The sequence below is a fragment of the Streptomyces sp. AHA2 genome (assembly GCF_036857595.1).
In the GTDB taxonomy this organism is placed as follows: Bacteria; Actinomycetota; Actinomycetes; order Streptomycetales; family Streptomycetaceae; genus Streptomyces.
The window spans coordinates 287,530-303,924 of record NZ_JAUQWJ010000003.1; the positions used below are offsets into that span (position 1 = coordinate 287,530).

Annotated in this window: 15 protein-coding genes; 10 read left to right on the forward strand and 5 right to left on the reverse strand. The window is 73.6% G+C overall.

Translation table 11 applies throughout. The features are described 5' to 3' along the window. Positions 1–29: 29 nt before the first annotated feature. Positions 30–1,721 (reverse strand): phenylacetic acid degradation protein PaaN, encoded by a 1,692-nt coding sequence (gene paaN / locus Q5694_RS08630; RefSeq protein WP_333931909.1) that lies wholly within the window; start codon positions 1,719–1,721, stop codon positions 30–32. A 160-nt stretch (positions 1,722–1,881) separates the two neighbouring features. On the opposite strand from paaN, the gene Q5694_RS08635 reads away from it, so the two are divergent. Next, entirely contained in the window at positions 1,882–3,399 is a 1,518-nt protein-coding gene (locus Q5694_RS08635; protein WP_333931910.1) for a 3-hydroxyacyl-CoA dehydrogenase, read from the forward strand. Further along, positions 3,396–3,986, forward strand: coding sequence for a TetR/AcrR family transcriptional regulator (locus Q5694_RS08640; RefSeq protein WP_333931911.1), 591 nt, complete (start codon positions 3,396–3,398; stop codon positions 3,984–3,986). The genes Q5694_RS08635 and Q5694_RS08640 overlap by 4 nt, the downstream gene beginning before the upstream one ends. A 39-nt stretch (positions 3,987–4,025) precedes the next feature. On the opposite strand, the gene Q5694_RS08645 is transcribed toward Q5694_RS08640, so the two are convergent. Beyond that, positions 4,026–4,508 (reverse strand): Lrp/AsnC family transcriptional regulator, encoded by a 483-nt coding sequence (locus Q5694_RS08645; RefSeq protein WP_333932316.1) that lies wholly within the window; start codon positions 4,506–4,508, stop codon positions 4,026–4,028. A gap of 188 nt (positions 4,509–4,696) precedes the next feature. Between Q5694_RS08645 and pdhA the strand changes: the two genes are divergently transcribed. The 6 genes from pdhA (at position 4,697) to Q5694_RS08675 (ending at position 11,992) form a co-directional block, all read left to right on the forward strand. After that, positions 4,697–5,842, forward strand: coding sequence for a pyruvate dehydrogenase (acetyl-transferring) E1 component subunit alpha (gene pdhA, locus Q5694_RS08650; protein ID WP_333931912.1), 1,146 nt, complete (start codon positions 4,697–4,699; stop codon positions 5,840–5,842). Next, a complete protein-coding gene (locus Q5694_RS08655; protein ID WP_333931913.1) occupies positions 5,839–6,843 on the forward strand; it encodes an alpha-ketoacid dehydrogenase subunit beta in 1,005 nt (334 codons plus the stop codon). Before pdhA ends, Q5694_RS08655 begins: the two co-directional genes overlap by 4 nt. Beyond that, entirely contained in the window at positions 6,843–8,345 is a 1,503-nt protein-coding gene (locus Q5694_RS08660; protein WP_333931914.1) for a dihydrolipoamide acetyltransferase family protein, read from the forward strand. The genes Q5694_RS08655 and Q5694_RS08660 overlap by 1 nt, the downstream gene beginning before the upstream one ends. Before the next feature lie 85 nt (positions 8,346–8,430). Then, the gene (locus Q5694_RS08665) at positions 8,431–9,468 is read left to right on the forward strand and encodes an NTP transferase domain-containing protein (RefSeq protein WP_443040830.1); all 1,038 of its coding nucleotides are present in this window, start codon (positions 8,431–8,433) and stop codon (positions 9,466–9,468) included. Continuing rightward, positions 9,465–10,886: a molybdopterin molybdotransferase MoeA gene (locus tag Q5694_RS08670; protein WP_333931915.1), complete on the forward strand. Its 1,422-nt coding sequence runs from the start codon at positions 9,465–9,467 to the stop codon at positions 10,884–10,886. The genes Q5694_RS08665 and Q5694_RS08670 overlap by 4 nt, the downstream gene beginning before the upstream one ends. Then, complete coding sequence (locus Q5694_RS08675) at positions 10,883–11,992, forward strand: potassium channel family protein (RefSeq protein WP_333931916.1); 1,110 nt, start codon at positions 10,883–10,885, stop codon at positions 11,990–11,992. Before Q5694_RS08670 ends, Q5694_RS08675 begins: the two co-directional genes overlap by 4 nt. 91 nt (positions 11,993–12,083) lie before the next feature. Here Q5694_RS08675 and Q5694_RS08680 read toward each other — a convergent pair whose 3' ends face one another. Then, positions 12,084–12,932: an ABC transporter permease gene (locus tag Q5694_RS08680; RefSeq protein ID WP_333931917.1), complete on the reverse strand. Its 849-nt coding sequence runs from the start codon at positions 12,930–12,932 to the stop codon at positions 12,084–12,086. Then, positions 12,929–13,945, reverse strand: a complete 1,017-nt coding sequence (locus tag Q5694_RS08685) for an ATP-binding cassette domain-containing protein (protein ID WP_333931920.1) — start codon at positions 13,943–13,945, stop codon at positions 12,929–12,931. Before Q5694_RS08685 ends, Q5694_RS08680 begins: the two co-directional genes overlap by 4 nt. 194 nt (positions 13,946–14,139) lie before the next feature. On the opposite strand from Q5694_RS08685, the gene Q5694_RS08690 reads away from it, so the two are divergent. Further along, positions 14,140–15,120: an NAD(P)H-quinone oxidoreductase gene (locus Q5694_RS08690; protein ID WP_333931921.1), complete on the forward strand. Its 981-nt coding sequence runs from the start codon at positions 14,140–14,142 to the stop codon at positions 15,118–15,120. 50 nt (positions 15,121–15,170) lie between these two features. Here the strand turns inward: Q5694_RS08690 and Q5694_RS08695 are convergent, their stop codons facing one another. Further along, positions 15,171–15,644 carry a hypothetical protein gene (locus Q5694_RS08695; protein ID WP_333931922.1) on the reverse strand — a complete coding sequence of 158 codons (474 nt, stop codon included), beginning with the start codon at positions 15,642–15,644 and terminating at the stop codon, positions 15,171–15,173. Between the two features lie 205 nt (positions 15,645–15,849). Between Q5694_RS08695 and Q5694_RS08700 the strand changes: the two genes are divergently transcribed. Then, positions 15,850–16,392, forward strand: a complete 543-nt coding sequence (locus Q5694_RS08700) for a bacterial proteasome activator family protein (protein WP_333931925.1) — start codon at positions 15,850–15,852, stop codon at positions 16,390–16,392. The last annotated feature ends 3 nt before the right edge of the window (positions 16,393–16,395 follow it).

Below are 16,395 nucleotides of genomic sequence, written 5' to 3' on the forward strand. Positions count from 1 at the left end.
CGGCCGCACAGCGACCCGCACCCCTCCCCTCAGGCCTCCCTGCGCACCTCGACCACGCGGAACCGGTTGGCGACGAACGCGCCGTCGCACAGGGCCGCGCTGGCCGCGGGGTTGCCGCCGGAGCCGTGGAAGTCGGAGAAGGCGGCCGTCTGGTTCACGTACACCCCGCCCGTCAGGTTCAGCGACAGCTGCGCCGCCTCCTCCAGGCACACCTCCTGCGCGGCCTGCTCGACCTCGGGGTCGGTGGTGTAGGCGCCCACCGTCATCGCGCCCTTCTCACGGACGGTCCGGGCCAGCAGGTCCACCGCGTCCGTGACCGAGTCGACGGCGACGGCGAAGGACACCGGCCCGAAGCACTCGCTCATGTACGCGGCCTCCGCGTCCGGCTTGGCCCCGTCCAGCTTCACGATCACCGGCGAGCGCACCACCGCCCCCGGGAAGTCCGGGTTGGTGATCTCGCGGGACGCCAGGGCGACCTCGCCCAGGCCGGCGGCCGCCTCCAGCCGGGCCTTCACATCGGGGTTGACGATGGCGCCGAGCAGGGCGTTGGCCCGGGCGTCGTCCCCGAGCAGTCCGTCCACGGCCCGGGCCAGGTCCGCGACGACCTCGTCGTAGGACTTGGGGCCCTGGTCGGTGGAGATGCCCTCGCGCGGGATCAGCAGGTTCTGCGGGGTCGTGCACATCTGGCCGCTGTACAGGGACAGCGAGAACGCCAGGTTGGACAGCATGCCCTTGTAGTCGGACGTGGAGTGGACGACGACCGTGTTGACGCCGGCCTTCTCCGTGTAGACCTGCGCCTGTCGGGCGTTGGCCTCCAGCCAGTCGCCGAACTCGGTCGAGCCGGTGTAGTCGATGATCCGGATCTCGGGGCGCAGGGCGAGCGTCTTGGCGATGCCCTCGCCGGGCCGCTCGGCGGCCAGCGCGACCAGGTTCGGATCGAAACCGGCCTCCGTGAGCACCTCGCGGGCGACCTGCACGGTGAGCGCGAGCGGCAGCACCGCGCGCGGGTGGGGCTTGACCAGGACCGCGTTGCCGGTGGCGAGGGAGGCGAACAGGCCCGGGTAGCCGTTCCACGTCGGGAACGTGTTGCAGCCGATCATGAGGGCGATGCCGCGCGGGACCGGCGTGAACTGCTTGGTGAGGGCCAGCGGGTCGCGCTTGCCCTGCGGCTTGGTCCACTCGGCGTGGTCGGGCGTGCGCACCTGCTCCACGTACGCGTACGCCACCGCTTCCAGGCCGCGGTCCTGGGCGTGGGGGCCGCCCGCCTGGAACGCCATCATGAAGGCCTGGCCGGAGGTGTGCATGACCGCGTGCGCGAACTCGTGCGTCCGGTCGCTGACGCGCTTGAGGATCTCCAGGCAGACCACCGCGCGCTGCTCGGCGCCCGCGTCCCGCCAGGCCCGCTGCCCGGCCTTCATGGCGGGCAGCAGCACGTCCAGGTCCGCGTGCGGGTACGTCACGCCCAGGTCGATGCCGTACGGGGACGTCTCGCCGCCCACCCAGTCGTCCGTCCCGGGCTGGCCGAAATCGAGGCGGCCGCCGAGCAGGGCGTCGAAGGCGGCCTTGCCCGCCGCCGCGTCCAGGCTGCCGTTCTCCCCGTAGGCCTTGGGGTGCTCGGGGTGGGGGGACCAGTAGGCGCGCGTGCGGATCGCTTCCAGCGCCTGGTCGAGGGTGGACCGGTGCCGGGCGATCAGCTCGTGCGCCGAGAGTGCGGCGGTCATGGATGACCAACTCCTCGTCTCAAGAACTCCTCGTCGAGTTCATGACCTGGGCAGAAACCTGGGCAGGAACACTCGGACAGAGCTAGAGTAACCGAACGATCGGTCGGTTCAAGGGGGTCCGCCGCATCTGTGGAAAACCCCGTGCGGGAGGATCGCGCACATGACAGCACTCGACCTCAGCAGCCCCGTGGCGGTCGTCGGCACCGGCACCATGGGCCAGGGGATCGCCCAGGTCGCGCTGGTGGCGGGCCATCCGGTGCGGCTGTACGACGCCCTGCCGGGCCGGGCGCGCCAGGCGGCCGACACCATCGGCGCCCGGCTGGACCGGCTCGTCGAGAAGGAACGGCTCTCGGCGTCCGACCGGGACGCCGCCCGGGCCCGCCTGCTGCCCGCCGAGACCCTCGCCGAGCTGGCCGGCTGCGCCCTGGTCGTCGAGGCGGTCGTGGAACGCCTGGACGTCAAGCAGGCGCTCTTCCGCGAGCTGGAGGACGTCGTCGACGACGACTGCCTGCTGGCCACCAACACCTCGTCCCTGTCCGTCACCGCCATCGGCGGCGCCCTGCGCGTACCCGGCCGGTTCGTGGGACTGCACTTCTTCAACCCCGCGCCGCTGCTGCCGCTGGTGGAGGTCGTCTCCGGCTTCGCCACCGACGTCACCTCGGCCACGCGCGCGTACGAGACCGCGCGGGCCTGGGGCAAGACACCGGTGGCCTGCGCGGACACGCCCGGCTTCATCGTCAACCGCATCGCCCGGCCCTTCTACGCCGAGGCCTTCGCCGTGTACGAGGCGCAGGGCGCCGACCCCGCGACCATCGACGCCGTGCTGCGCGAGTCGGGCGGCTTCCGGATGGGCGCCTTCGAACTGACCGACCTGATCGGCCAGGACGTCAACGAGTCGGTCACGCGCTCGGTGTGGGAGTCCTTCTTCCAGGACGTGCGCTTCACCCCGTCCCTCGCCCAGCGGCGCCTGGTCGAGTCCGGCCGGCTGGGCCGCAAGACCGGCCACGGCTGGTACGACCACCGGGACGGGGCCGAGCGCCCCGAGCCGGACACGGCGGAGCACCGGCAGCCGCCCGCGTACGTCGTCGCCGAGGGGGACCTGGGGCCGGCCGGCGACCTGCTCGCGATGATCCGCGAGGCGGGTGTCGAGGTCCGCGACGAGGACGAGGACAACGGCACCCGGCTGGTGCTGCCGAGCGGCGGACAGTTGGTCCTCGCCGACGGGCAGAGCTCGGTGGAGTTCCGCGACGTCGTCTACTTCGACCTCGCCCTGGACTACCGCAAGGCCACCCGGATCGCCCTGTCCGCCTCCCAGGACACCTCGCCGCGGACCCTCGCCGAGGCCACCGGCCTGTTCCAGGCGCTCGGCAAGAAGGTCAGCGTCATCGGGGACGTGCCCGGCATGATCGTCGCCCGCACGGTGGCGCGGATCATCGACCTCGCGCACGACGCCGTCGCCAAGGGCGTCGCCACCGAGGAGGACGTCGACACCGCGATGCGCCTCGGTGTGAACTACCCTCTGGGTCCCTTCGAGTGGAGCCGCCGGCTCGGCCGCTTCTGGGCCTACGCGCTCCTGGACGACCTGCACCTGCGCGACCCCTCGGGGCGCTACGCGCCGTCCCTGGCGCTGTACCGCCACGCCCACGCCTCCGACAAGCGGGAGGGCCCTGCCTCATGACCACGGCCAGGCGCGACACGTACACGCCGGACACCCTGCTGTCCGTCGCCGTCCGGGTGTTCAACGAGCGCGGCTACGACGGCACCTCGATGGAGCACCTGTCCAAGGCGGCCGGCATCTCCAAGTCGTCGATCTACCACCACGTCACCGGCAAGGAGGAGCTGCTGCGCCGGGCCGTCAGCCGCGCCCTCGACGGCCTGTTCGGCATCCTCGACGAGGAGCACGCGCGCGTGGGCAGCGCCGTCGAGCGGCTGGAGTACGTCGTGCGGCGCATGGTCGAGGTGCTCATGGCCGAACTGCCCTACGTGACGCTGCTGCTGCGCGTGCGCGGCAACACCGACACCGAACGGTGGGCCCTGGAGCGGCGCCGCGACTTCGACCACCGGGTCGCCGACCTGCTCAAGGCGGCCGCGGCGGACGGTGACGTGCGCGAGGACGTGGAGGTCCGGCTGGTGACCCGGCTGGTCTTCGGGATGATCAACTCCATAGTGGAGTGGTACCGGCCGGACGGCCGCGGCATGGGCGAGCGCGAGGTGGCCGACGCGGTGGTGCAGCTGGCCTTCGGGGGCCTGCGCAGGAAGGGCTGACGACCCGGGGCCCGGCAGGACCGCCGCGCACCCGGGACGCTAGCCCTGCGGCTCCAGGTCCTCCTCCTCGAAGACCAGCAGCGTGCGCGAGCTCAGCACTTCCGGGATCGCCTGGAGCCGGGTCAGCACCAGCTCGCGCAGCGCGCGGTTGTCCGACACGTGCACCAGCAGCAGCACGTCGAAGTCCCCGCCCACCAGGGCGATGTGCGAGGCGCCTGGCAACTGCCGGAGCTGCTCGCGGACCGTGCGCCAGGAGTTCTGCACGATCTTCAGGGTGACGTACGCGGAGGTCCCCTGACCTGCCCGTTCGTGGTTGACCCGGGCGCCGAAGCCGCGGATCACCCCGTCCTCGACGAGCCGGTTGATGCGGGCGTAGGCGTTGGCCCGTGAGACGTGGACGCGCTCGGCGACCGACCGTATCGAGGCGCGGCCGTCCGCCTGGAGCATGCGCAGGATGTCCTGGTCGATGGCGTCCAGCGGCCGGGGCGGCGGCGTCCCGCCGTCGTCGCGGCCGTCGGCCATTTGTTCAGATGCCACCTGCGTCCGCCTCCCGGTGATGGACGTACTGCGTTCATCACAGGCTGTGGAGAACCGTTTGTCCACAGCCTGAGGCCAGCCGTAGCCAAAATGTGCCGACGACCGAACAATCGGTAGGTGAGGCGCGTCACAGGCGACGTGCCTCCGAGTCGCTCCCACGAGGAGGTGCCGTCATGACGGTCATGGAGCAGCGGGGCGCGTACCGGCCGACCCCGCCGCCCGCCTGGCAGCCCCGCACGGATCCCGCGCCGCTGCTGCCGGACGCGGAGCCCTACCGCGTCCTCGGCACCGAGGCGGCCGCGAAGGCCGATCCGGAGCTGCTGCGCAGGCTCTACGCGGAGCTGGTGAAGGGCCGCCGCTACAACGCGCAGGCCACCGCCCTCACCAAGCAGGGCCGTCTCGCGGTCTACCCCTCGACGACCGGCCAGGAGGCCTGCGAGGTCGCCGCCGCACTGGTCCTGCGGGAGCAGGACTGGCTCTTCCCGAGCTACCGCGACACGCTCGCCGTGGTCGCACGGGGCGTGGCGCCGGCCGAGGCGCTCACGCTGCTGCGCGGCGACTGGCACACCGGCTACGACCCCTACGAGCACCGGGTCGCGCCCCTGTCGACCCCGCTGGCCACGCAGCTGCCGCACGCCGTGGGCCTCGCGCACGCCGCCCGCCTCAAGGGTGACGACGTGGTCGCGCTGGCCATGGTCGGCGACGGCGGCACCAGCGAGGGCGACTTCCACGAGGCGCTGAACTTCGCCGCCGTCTGGCAGGCCCCGGTCGTCTTCCTCGTGCAGAACAACGGCTTCGCGATCTCCGTCCCGCTCGCCAAGCAGACCGCGGCCCCCTCCCTGGCCCACAAGGCCGTCGGCTACGGCATGCCCGGACGCCTGGTCGACGGCAACGACGCCGCCGCCGTGCACGAGGTGCTCTCCGACGCGGTGCGCCACGCCCGCTCCGGCGGCGGTCCCACCCTCGTGGAGGCGATCACCTACCGCATGGACGCGCACACCAACGCCGACGACGCGACCCGCTACCGGGGCGACGCCGAGGTCGAGGCCTGGCGCGAGCACGACCCGATCCGGCTGCTGGAGCGCGAGCTGACCGAGCGCGGCCTGCTCGACGAGGCCGGCATCGAGGCCGCCCGCCAGGACGCCGAGACCATGGCGGCCGCCCTGCGCGAGCAGATGAACCAGGACCCGGTCCTCGACCCGATGGACCTGTTCGCCCACGTCTACGCCGAGCCCACGCCCCAACTGCTGGAGCAGCGCGAGCAACTGCGGGCCGAGCTGGAGGCCGAGGCGGAGCCGGAGGAGGGCACGCACCGATGACCACCGTCGCCGTCAAGCCGGCCACCATGGCGCAGGCCCTCACGCGCGCGCTGCGCGACGCCATGGCCGCCGACCCCGCCGTGCACGTCATGGGTGAGGACGTCGGCACCCTCGGCGGTGTCTTCCGGGTCACCGACGGACTCGCCGAGGAGTTCGGCGAGGACCGCTGCACCGACACCCCGCTCGCCGAGGCGGGCATCCTCGGCACGGCCGTCGGCATGGCCATGTACGGCCTCAGGCCGGTCGTGGAGATGCAGTTCGACGCGTTCGCCTACCCGGCGTTCGAGCAGCTCGTCTCGCACGTGGCCAAGATGCGCAACCGCACCCGCGGCAAGATGCCCCTGCCGATCACCATCCGCGTCCCCTACGGCGGCGGGATCGGCGGCGTCGAGCACCACAGCGACTCCTCCGAGGCGTACTACATGGCGACCCCGGGGCTGCACGTCGTCACGCCCGCGACCGTCGCCGACGCCTACGGGCTGCTGCGCGCGTCCATCGCCTCCGACGACCCGGTCGTCTTCCTCGAACCCAAGCGGCTCTACTGGTCGAAGGACTCCTGGAACCCCGAGGAGCCCGCACCGGTCGAGCCCATCGGCCGGGCGGTCGTGCGGCGCCCCGGCCGCAGCGCCACGCTCGTCACGTACGGGCCGTCCGTGCCCGTGTGCCTGGAGGCCGCCGAGGCGGCCCGGGCCGAGGGCTGGGACCTCGAGGTCGTCGACCTGCGGTCCCTGGTGCCCTTCGACGACGAGACGGTGTGCGCCTCGGTGCGGCGCACGGGCCGCGCGGTCGTCGTCCACGAGTCGGGCTCCTACGGCGGCCCGGGCGGCGAGATCGCGTCCCGGGTCACCGAGCGCTGCTTCCACCACCTTGAGGCGCCGGTGCTGCGGGTGGCCGGGTTCGACCTGCCGTACCCGCCGCCGATGCTGGAGCGTCACCACCTGCCCGGCGTGGACCGGATCCTGGACGCCGTGGCGCGTCTGCAGTGGGAGGCCGAGAGCTGATGGCACAGGTGCTGGAGTTCAAGCTGCCCGACCTCGGCGAGGGGCTGACCGAGGCGGAGATCGTGCGCTGGCTGGTCGAGGTCGGTGACGTCGTCGCGATCGACCAGCCCGTCGTGGAGGTCGAGACGGCCAAGGCGATGGTCGAGGTGCCGTGCCCCTACGGCGGTGTGGTCACGGCCCGCTTCGGCGAGGAGGGCACGGAACTGCCCGTCGGCGCACCGCTGATCACGGTGGCGGTGGGGGAGCGCCCGGCGCCCGGTGACGGCGGGGACGCGGCCGTGTCCGGTGAGGCCCCCGCGGCCGCCGGTGCCGAGGGCTCGGGCAACGTCCTGGTGGGGTACGGCACCTCCGAGGCGCCGGCGCGGCGGCGCAGGGTGCGCCAGACCCGGCCGGTGCAGGGCACCGCGTCGGGGCGCACCGGTGCTGCCGTGGACGGACGGAGTGCCGCGGCTGCCGTCACCGGCCGGAGCGCAGGCCCCGGTGTGAACGGTCATGACGCCGCCCCCACGGCCCCCCGGGCCGAGGACGGGCCGGTCCCCGTGATCTCGCCCCTGGTGCGCCGCCTGGCCCGGCAGAACGGTCTGGACCTGCGGGAGCTGACCGGCTCAGGGCCCGACGGGCTGATCCTTCGGGCGGACGTCGAGTACGCCCTGCGCGCGGCCGGGCAGGGCACCACGGCCGCGCCGGCGGTGCGGCCCCACCAGGACGCCGGCCGGGCCCCGGCCGTCACGGCCGCACCGCGGGGTGCGGGCACGACCGCCTCCGCGCCTCGGTCCTCCACGACGACCCGGTCCTCCGCGACCACCGCGCCCGGCGAGATCCGTACGCCCCTCAAGGGTGTTCGCGGTGCCGTCGCCGACAAGCTCGCGCGCAGCCGGGGCGAAATCCCGGACGCGACCTGCTGGGTGGACGCCGACGCCACGGAGCTGATGCGGGCCCGGGCGGCCATGAACGCGGCCGGCGGGCCGAAGATCTCCCTCCTCGCCCTGCTGGCCCGGATCTGCACGGCGGCGCTCGCGCGCTTCCCCGAGCTGAACTCCACGGTCGACACGGAAGCCAGGGAGATCGTCCGGTTCGACCACGTGCACCTGGGCTTCGCGGCGCAGACCGACCGGGGGCTCGTCGTCCCGGTCGTCCGGGACGCGCACGCGCGCGACGCCGAGTCGCTGACCGCGGAGTTCGCCCGGCTGACCGAGGCGGGCCGGGCGGGGACGCTGACGCCCGCCGACCTCACCGGCGGCACCTTCACGCTGAACAACTACGGCGTCTTCGGCGTCGACGGCTCCACCCCGATCATCAACCATCCCGAGGCCGCCATGCTGGGCGTCGGCCGCATCGTCCCCAAGCCGTGGGTGCACGAGGGTGAGCTGGCGGTGCGTCAGGTGGTCCAGCTGTCCCTCACGTTCGACCACCGGGTGTGCGACGGCGGCGTGGCGGGCGGCTTCCTGAGGTACGTGGCGGACTGCGTGGAACAGCCGGCGGTGCTGCTGCGGACGCTCTGATCCCGTCCGCTCTGTGAGCCGGTGTCCGTGACCGTGTCGCTTCCCCCGCGTTCCGTGTGATCGCGGGGGCACGCATACTCGGTGCGTGACCGCCAACGAGCCCACCGGCCCGCCCCGCGCCGGCACCGGTCGAGCGCCGGGCGCCGGCACCGGTCCGGCACCGCGCGCCGGGAACGGCCGCACGCACGATCCGGGCCCCGCCGCGCACGACGCCGTCGTGCTCGCCGGCGGTGCCGCACGGCGCCTGGGCGGCGCGGACAAACCCGGGGTGCGGGTGGGCGGCCGGGCGCTGCTCGACCGTGTCCTCACCGCCTGCCGGGACGCCGCCGCGACCGTCGTCGTGGCGGCGCCGCGGCCCACCGCACGGCCCGTCACCTGGGCCCTGGAGGACCCGCCCGGCGGCGGCCCGGTCGCCGCCCTCGACGCCGGGCTCCGCCGCACCGCCGCCGGGGACGTCGTGGTGCTCTCCGCCGATCTGCCGTTCCTGGGCGAGCACACCGTCGGCCGGCTGCTGAGCACGCTGCGGGCGCGCGCCACGGACGGTGTGCTGCTGACCGACCCCGACGGCCGAGACCAGCCGCTCGTGGCCGCCTACCGCGCGCCACGGCTGCGTGAGGCCCTCGCGGTCCTGCGGGAACGGCACGGCACCCTCGCCGGCCTCCCCCTGCGGCGCCTCGTCGCCGAGCTGAACCTCACCCGGATCCCGGACCCCGTCGCGTCGTTCGACTGCGACACCTGGGACGACATCGCCACCGCCAGGGCACGCATCAGGGAGCATGGGCACGTGTTGGATGACTGGATTTCCGCCGTCAAGGACGAACTGGGGCTCGACCTCGACGTCGACACCCGCGGACTGCTCGACCTCGCCCGCGACGCCGCCCACGGGGTGGCGAGGCCGGCGGCGCCGCTGACCACGTTTCTCGTCGGCTATGCCGCCGCGCAGGCCGGGGGCGGCCCCGAGGCGGTCGCCGAGGCCGCCCGCAGGGCCGCGGCCCTCGCGGAACGCTGGGCGCGGGAGAGCACCGCAGCCCCCACGCAGGGCGCGGGCGACGCAGCCCCCGCGCAGCCCCAGGGCGACGTCGCCCCCGACGCCACCCCCGACACCCGTCCGGACGCCGGATGACCCCGCCCGGCACCCGCGCCGGCGAGGACGCCGAGGACCTCGACGTCGAGGAGGTGCTCGCCCTGGTGCGCCACAGCAACGACAGCACCCTCGGCGGCCGCGACCACGGCTCCGGCGCGCAGCACCGCGCCACCGGGAAGCACGGGTCCGCGGGGTCCGCCGCACAGGGCGACGCCCGTGGCCCCGCGTCCGGGCCCGAGCCCGGTCACCGGGCCACGCCCTGGGCCGAGGCCCGTTCCCGTGCCGAGCGCAGCGCACGGGACACCGTCCGGGACGCCCGCCGCGAGCCTGTCCGCGTGCCCCTGGACGGCGCCCTGGGCCTGGCCCTGGCCGCCCCGCTCGACGCCCTCACCGACCTGCCCTCCTTCGACACGTCCGCGATGGACGGCTGGGCGGTCGCCGGACCCGCCCCCTGGGCCGTCCGGGACGAGGGCGTCCTCGCCGGGCACGCCGCGCCCGCCCGCCTCACCGACGGCGAGGCCGTCCCGATCGCCACCGGTGCCCGCATCCCGGCGGACACCACGGCCGTCCTGCGCAGCGAGCACGGCCGCACCGACGACAAGGGCCGGCTGCACGCCACCCGGGACGTCGTCCCCGGCCAGGACATCCGCCCGCGCGGCCAGGAGTGCCGCGCCGGTGACCGGCTGCTGCCCGTCGGCACCCTCGTCACCCCGGCCGTCCTCGGGCTGGCCGCCGCGGCCGGGTACGACTCGGTCACCGCCGTGGCCCGCCCCCGGGTGGACGTCCTGGTCCTCGGCGACGAACTGCTCACCGAAGGTCTGCCCCACGACGGCCTGATCCGGGACGCCCTCGGTCCCATGCTGCCGCCGTGGCTGCGGGCACTCGGCGCCGAGGTCACCGCCGTCCGGCGGGTCCGGGACGACGCCGGAGCCCTGCACGAGGCGATCACCACCTCGGAGGCCGACGTCGTCGTCACCACCGGTGGCACGGCCGCGGGCCCGGTCGATCACGTCCACCCCACCTTGGACCGCATCGGCGCCGACCTCCTCGTGGACGGCGTCCGGGTCCGGCCCGGGCACCCCATGCTGCTGGCCCGCACCGGCGAGACCCAGCACCTGGTCGGTCTGCCGGGCAACCCGCTCGCTGCCGTCTCCGGGCTGCTGACGCTCGCCGAGCCGCTGCTGCGGATCCTCTCCGCCCGCCCCGCCCCCGAGCCGTACACGCTGCCGCTGGGGGACGCCGTGCAGGGGCACCCGTACGACACCCGGCTCGTCCCCGTGGTGCTGCGCGGTGACCGGGCGGTGCCGCTGCACTACAACGGGCCCGCCATGCTGCGCGGGATCGCGGCGGCCGACGCGCTGGCCGTCGTGCCCCCGGGCGGCGCCCGTCCGGGACAGGAGGCGGAGCTGCTCGACATGCCCTGGGCGTCCGCAGGAATCGGGGTGTGTTTCACGTGAAACTTCCGGGCCAGGACGCCATCGCCCGCCAGGCCGACGAGCACCTGGTGACCCATCGGGTGAAACTCCCGCGGCAGGTCGTGGAACACCCGATCCGCCAGGTCGCCAAGCGGCTCTCCATGGCACTGGTGGTCCTCGTCGTGACCGCGCTGATCGTCTACGCCGACCGGGACGGCTACAACGACAACGCGGGCGGCGGTCTCACCCTTCTCGACGCCTTCTACTACGCGACCGTCACCCTCTCCACCACCGGGTACGGTGACATCACCCCGGCCAGCGAGAGCGCCCGGCTCACGAACATCCTCGTCATCACGCCCCTGCGCGTGCTGTTCCTGATCATCCTGGTCGGTACGACCCTCGAAGCCCTCACCGAACGCACCCGGGAGGAGTGGCGACTGACCCGCTGGAGGTCCACCTTGCGCGATCACACCGTCGTCATCGGCTTCGGCACGAAGGGCCGCTCGGCGATCCGGACCGTCTGCGCGACGGGTCTGAAGAAGGAACAGGTGGTCGTGGTCGACCCCAGCTCCAAGGTGATCGACGCGGCGACCGCCGAGGGCTACGCCGGCATCGTCGGCGACGCGACCCGCAGCGAGGTCCTCAAGCGGGCCGAGGTCCACAAGGCGCGCCAGATCATCATCGCGACCCAGCGCGACGACACGGCGGTCCTGGTGACCCTGACGGCCCGGCAGCTCAACCGCGGGGCGAACATCGTCGCCGCGGTCCGCGAGGAGGAGAACGCCCCGCTGCTCAAGCAGTCCGGCGCCGACGCGGTCATCACCAGCGCGAGCGCCGCCGGCCGGCTGCTCGGCCTGTCGGTGCTCAGCCCGTCGGCCGGCATGGTGATGGAGGACCTCATCCAGCAGGGCAGCGGCCTCGACATCGTGGAACGTCCGGTCGTGAAGGCCGAGGTGGGCAAGACGCCGCGGGAGATCGACGACCTGGTGGTCAGCGTGATACGCGGTCACCGGGTGCTCGGCTACGACGACCCGGCCGTCGGCCGGCTGGAGCTGACCGACCGGCTCATCACCATCGTGCGCAAGACCCCGGCCACGCAGGTGGCGCCGGACATCCGCCCGATGCCCCCGATGCCGCGCAACAAGTAGGCACGCGCACGGGCGCACGCGCAACCGAGGGCAGCAGGAGGCCGGCCGTCCCGCACGCAGCGTGCGGGACGGCCGGCCGGTGTCTCCGGGGCTACTTGCGGTTGTACAGCCGCATCGTGACCGGTCCGAAGACCGCGACGAACAGCCCCGCCCAGCCGAGCGACCAGGCCACCTCGTCGGCCGGCCAGTCACCGGCCATCAGCCCGCGCACCGCCGACGCCAGATGCGTGATGGGGCTGTTGTTGACGAAGGCCTGCAGCCAGCCCGGCATGGTCCGGGGGTCGACGAAGACGTTCGACAGGAACGTCAGCGGGAAGATCACCATCATGCTGACGCCCATTACCGACTTCTCGGTGCGCAGCATCAGCCCGAACATCGTCCAGATCCACGAGAACGCGAACGAGAACAGCACCAGCAGGGCGATCCCGGCGAGCACGCCCGCCGGCCCGCCGTCCGGCCGGTAGCCGAGGATCATGCCGACCGTGAGCATCACGACCGAGGCGATCGTGTACCGCAGGGCGTCACCGAGCAGATAGCCGACCATGGTCGCGGGCCGCCAGATCGGCAGGCTGCGGAACCGGTCGAAGACGCCCTTCTCGATGTCGGTGTTGACCGAGACGCCCGTGTACATCGTGATCATCACGACGGACATCACGAGGATGCCCGGCAGCAGGAACTGGATGTACTCCTTCGGCGAGCCGGCCAGTGCCCCGCCGAACAGGTACGTGTACATCAGCACCATCATGATCGGGAACGCCGTGACGTCGAAGAGCTGCTCCGGCACGTGCTTGATCTTGAGGATGGCCCGCCAGCCGAAGGTCATCGAGGCCGACCACGCGCTGGGGCGCGGCGGACGTTCCTTGGAGATGAGCAGCGCGGCGAGGGACTCGGCGCTGACCGGGGCGAGTTCCTTGCTCTCGGTGGTCGTCGCGGTGCTCATGCCGCCACCTCGTCCTTCGGGTCGTCGGAGCGGTCGGAGGAGTCGTGCGTGTCGTGCCCGGTGAGGGCGAGGAACACCTCGTCCAGGCTGGGCTGGCCCAGCGAGAAGTTGTCGACGGTGATCCCGGCACGGGCCAGCTCGCCCAGGGCCCGGGAGGCCTGCTCGGCGGCGGAGTCGTCGCCGGCCGCCGCGAGCCGGGCGGTCAGGGCCACCGGGTCGGGCTCCGGCTGGACCTGCGCGCCGAGGGTGCGGCGCAACAGGTCGCCCGCGAGATCCCGTTGATCCGGATCCCGCAGCCGCAGATGGACCGATCCGGCGCCGACGGACGACTTCAGCTCGCCCTTGGTGCCCTCGGCGATCACCCGCCCGCGGTCGATGACGGCGATCCGGGACGCCAACTGGTCGGCCTCGTCCAGGTACTGCGTGGTCAGCAGCACGGTGGTGCCCTGGGCGACCACCGCCCGCACGATGTCCCACACCTGGTTGCGGCTGCGCGGGTCCAGACCGGTCGTGGGCTCGTCCAGGAACAGCAGGTCGGGGGTGTTGAGGATGGATGCGGCGATGTCGATACGGCGCCGCATGCCGCCGGAGTAGTGCTTGACCTGCTTGGCGGCGGCCTCCGTCAGCCCGAAGGCCTCCAGGAGCTGCGCCGCGCGGTCCCGGGCGGCCCGCTTGTGGTGGCCGAGGAGCCGCCCCAGCAGGACCAGGTTCTCCGTGCCGGTGAGGTCCTCGTCGACGGAGGCGTACTGGCCGGTGAGGCTGACCCGGCCGCGCACCTCGTCGGCCTCGCGGACGATGTCGTGACCGAAGACATGGGCCTGACCGCCGTCCGGACGCAGCAGGGTGGCGAGCATCTTCACGGTGGTGGTCTTGCCGGCGCCGTTCGGGCCGAGGACGCCGTAGACCGTGCCGGCGGGCACGGACAGGTCCACCCCGTCGACGGCCCGGGTCTCGCCGAACGTCTTCACCAGGCCCGCGGTCTCGATCGCCAGGCCGGACGTCTGCGTGCTCATGCTTCGGGTCCTTCCGCGTACGTGGGCTACGCATGGGGAGACCTTCACCGTCGCGCAAACTCATCGGTGGCGCACATGGATTTCCGCCGGCACCCGCCCGAGGACCGGGCGGGGAGGGCGTTGCGGGACCTGGAGGACCACCGCCCGGGGACGGATCGGACTCGGCCCGGGGGCCGGCGGGTACGGTCCCCTTCATGCATGCGATCACGATTCCCGAACCTGGTGGGCCCGAGGCGCTGGTCTGGGACGAGGTCCCGGACCCCGTGCCCGGCGAGGGCGAGGTCCTGGTCGAGGTGACGGCCGGTGCCGTCAACCGGGCCGACATCCTGCAGCGGCAGGGCTTCTACGACCCGCCGCCCGGCGCGGTCCCCTACCCGGGCCTGGAGTGCTCGGGCCGGGTCGCCGCGATCGGCCCGGGCGTCTCCGGCTGGAACGTCGGCGACGAGGTGTGCGCGCTGCTCTCCGGCGGCGGTTACGCCGAGAAGGTGGCCGTCCCGGCCGGGCAGCTGCTGCCGGTGCCCGAGGGGGTGGACCTGAAGCAGGCGGCGGCGCTGCCCGAGGTGGTGTGCACCGTCTGGTCGAACGTCTTCATGGTCGCCCACCTGCGCCCCGGCGAGACGCTGCTCGTGCACGGCGGCTCCAGCGGCATCGGCACCATGGCCGTCCAGCTGGGCAAGGCCGTCGGCGCGCGGGTGGCGGTCACGGCCGGCACGCGGGAGAAGCTGGAGCGGTGCGCCGAGCTGGGCGCCGACATCCTGGTCAACTACCGCGAGCAGGACTTCGTCGAGGAGGTCAGGAAGGCCACCGACGGGGCCGGGGCCGACGTCATCCTGGACAACATGGGCGCGAAGTACCTGGACCGCAACGTCCGGGCCCTCGCGGTCAACGGCCGGCTCGCGATCATCGGCATGCAGGGCGGGGCGAAGGGCGAGCTGAACATCGGCGCGCTGCTCGCCAAGCGCGCCGCCGTCAGCGCGACGTCCCTGCGCGCCCGGCCGGCGGAGGAGAAGGCGGCCATCGTCGCGGCGGTGCGCGAACACGTCTGGCCCCTGTTCGCCGGCGGGCGCGTGCGCCCGGTCGTCGACCGGGAGATCCCGATGCCGGACGCGGCGACGGCCCACCGGGTGGTGGAGGAGAGCGGCCACATCGGCAAGGTGCTGCTGATCGCGCCGTAGCGCGGGGCGCTCGTGGACCGGAGGACGCTGCGGCAAGGGAGAAGCCATTTCTACCCCCGCCGCAGCCGCAGCCCCACGAACGCCAGGCCCAGGCCCAGGCCGATCAGCACCAGACCGCTGCCCAGCGGGAGGACGCGCAGGACCGGGGTGGCGGGGCTCTCGGCCGTGGCGGCCCGGCGCACGGGCTCGTCCTCGTCCGTCGGCTCGGGCGGCTCGGGCGGCTCGGGGACGGGCTCGGGGGGCACCTCGGGCGGGGCGGAGGCGTCGGTGACGCCCGGCTCCTCCGAGGCGGCCTCGGGGCGCCCCGGGCGCTCCCGCCCCTGCCCGGCCCGGCTTCCCGCCCACGAGGGCTCGCCCGGGCCGGACGGGACCGGCGAGAGGGTGGGGGCTGCCACGGCATCCTCGTCGTCATGGGCGAGGACGGCGGCGTGGGACGGGGCGGCCCCGTACGGTGCGACGACCGCGCCCGCCCCCAGGGCGAGTGCCAGTGCCGCCGCCCGCAGGGCGCGTTGCCATGGAGTCACGTGGGTGACCCCCTCCCGCCGGGCCCCGGTGGGGCGGAACGGCATGTCGGGTCGTGTCCGGGCCATCAGCCTCACACCGCTGCCGAGGACCGGCACTCCGGGTACGGCCGACGGGCGGAACCGGGCGGGCTTCCCGCCGGACGGTGGATCAGACGCCCGCGGGGGCACCACGAAGGGAGGGGCAGGCGTGCGAGAGAATGGCGGCATGGAGATGCCGAGGAACGAAAGGTCGCCGGAGAACCCGCAGATCCTGGTCGTGGGCCAGGACGGCATGGCGCTCAGCGGCGGCGGCGGAGACGAGGACTCCCGCGAGACCCCGGTCACGGAGCAGGTCGAGCAGCCGGCGAAGGTCATGCGCATCGGCAGCATGATCAAGCAGCTGCTCGAGGAAGTGCGCGTGGCTCCTCTCGACGAGGCCAGCCGGGTCCGGCTCAAGGAGATCCACGCCAGCTCGGTGAAGGAGCTGGAGGACGGCCTGGCGCCCGAGCTGGTGGAGGAGCTGGAGCGGCTGTCCCTGCCGTTCACGGACGAGGCCACGCCCAGCGACGCGGAGCTGCGCATCGCGCAGGCCCAGTTGGTGGGCTGGCTGGAGGGGCTGTTCCACGGGATCCAGACGACGCTGTTCGCCCAGCAGATGGCGGCCCGCGCCCAGCTGGAGCAGATGCGCCGCGCCCTCCCGCCGGGCGTCGGTCACGAAGGGCTCGACGAGCAGCAGCCCGGCGGCCGTTCCGGCGGCCCGTACCTGTAGCCG

What these genes read in the sequence shown, in the direction of transcription:
- paaN (WP_333931909.1), bottom strand. Translation starts at nt 1,721, where the DNA reads ATGACCGCCGCACTCTCGGCGCACGAGCTGATCGCCCGGCACCGGTCC.
- Q5694_RS08635 (WP_333931910.1), top strand. Translation starts at nt 1,882, where the DNA reads ATGACAGCACTCGACCTCAGCAGCCCCGTGGCGGTCGTCGGCACCGGC.
- Q5694_RS08640 (WP_333931911.1), top strand. Translation starts at nt 3,396, where the DNA reads ATGACCACGGCCAGGCGCGACACGTACACGCCGGACACCCTGCTGTCC.
- Q5694_RS08645 (WP_333932316.1), bottom strand. Translation starts at nt 4,508, where the DNA reads ATGGCCGACGGCCGCGACGACGGCGGGACGCCGCCGCCCCGGCCGCTG.
- pdhA (WP_333931912.1), top strand. Translation starts at nt 4,697, where the DNA reads ATGACGGTCATGGAGCAGCGGGGCGCGTACCGGCCGACCCCGCCGCCC.
- Q5694_RS08655 (WP_333931913.1), top strand. Translation starts at nt 5,839, where the DNA reads ATGACCACCGTCGCCGTCAAGCCGGCCACCATGGCGCAGGCCCTCACG.
- Q5694_RS08660 (WP_333931914.1), top strand. Translation starts at nt 6,843, where the DNA reads ATGGCACAGGTGCTGGAGTTCAAGCTGCCCGACCTCGGCGAGGGGCTG.
- Q5694_RS08670 (WP_333931915.1), top strand. Translation starts at nt 9,465, where the DNA reads ATGACCCCGCCCGGCACCCGCGCCGGCGAGGACGCCGAGGACCTCGAC.
- Q5694_RS08680 (WP_333931917.1), bottom strand. Translation starts at nt 12,932, where the DNA reads ATGAGCACCGCGACGACCACCGAGAGCAAGGAACTCGCCCCGGTCAGC.
- Q5694_RS08685 (WP_333931920.1), bottom strand. Translation starts at nt 13,945, where the DNA reads ATGAGCACGCAGACGTCCGGCCTGGCGATCGAGACCGCGGGCCTGGTG.
- Q5694_RS08690 (WP_333931921.1), top strand. Translation starts at nt 14,140, where the DNA reads ATGCATGCGATCACGATTCCCGAACCTGGTGGGCCCGAGGCGCTGGTC.
- Q5694_RS08700 (WP_333931925.1), top strand. Translation starts at nt 15,850, where the DNA reads ATGGAGATGCCGAGGAACGAAAGGTCGCCGGAGAACCCGCAGATCCTG.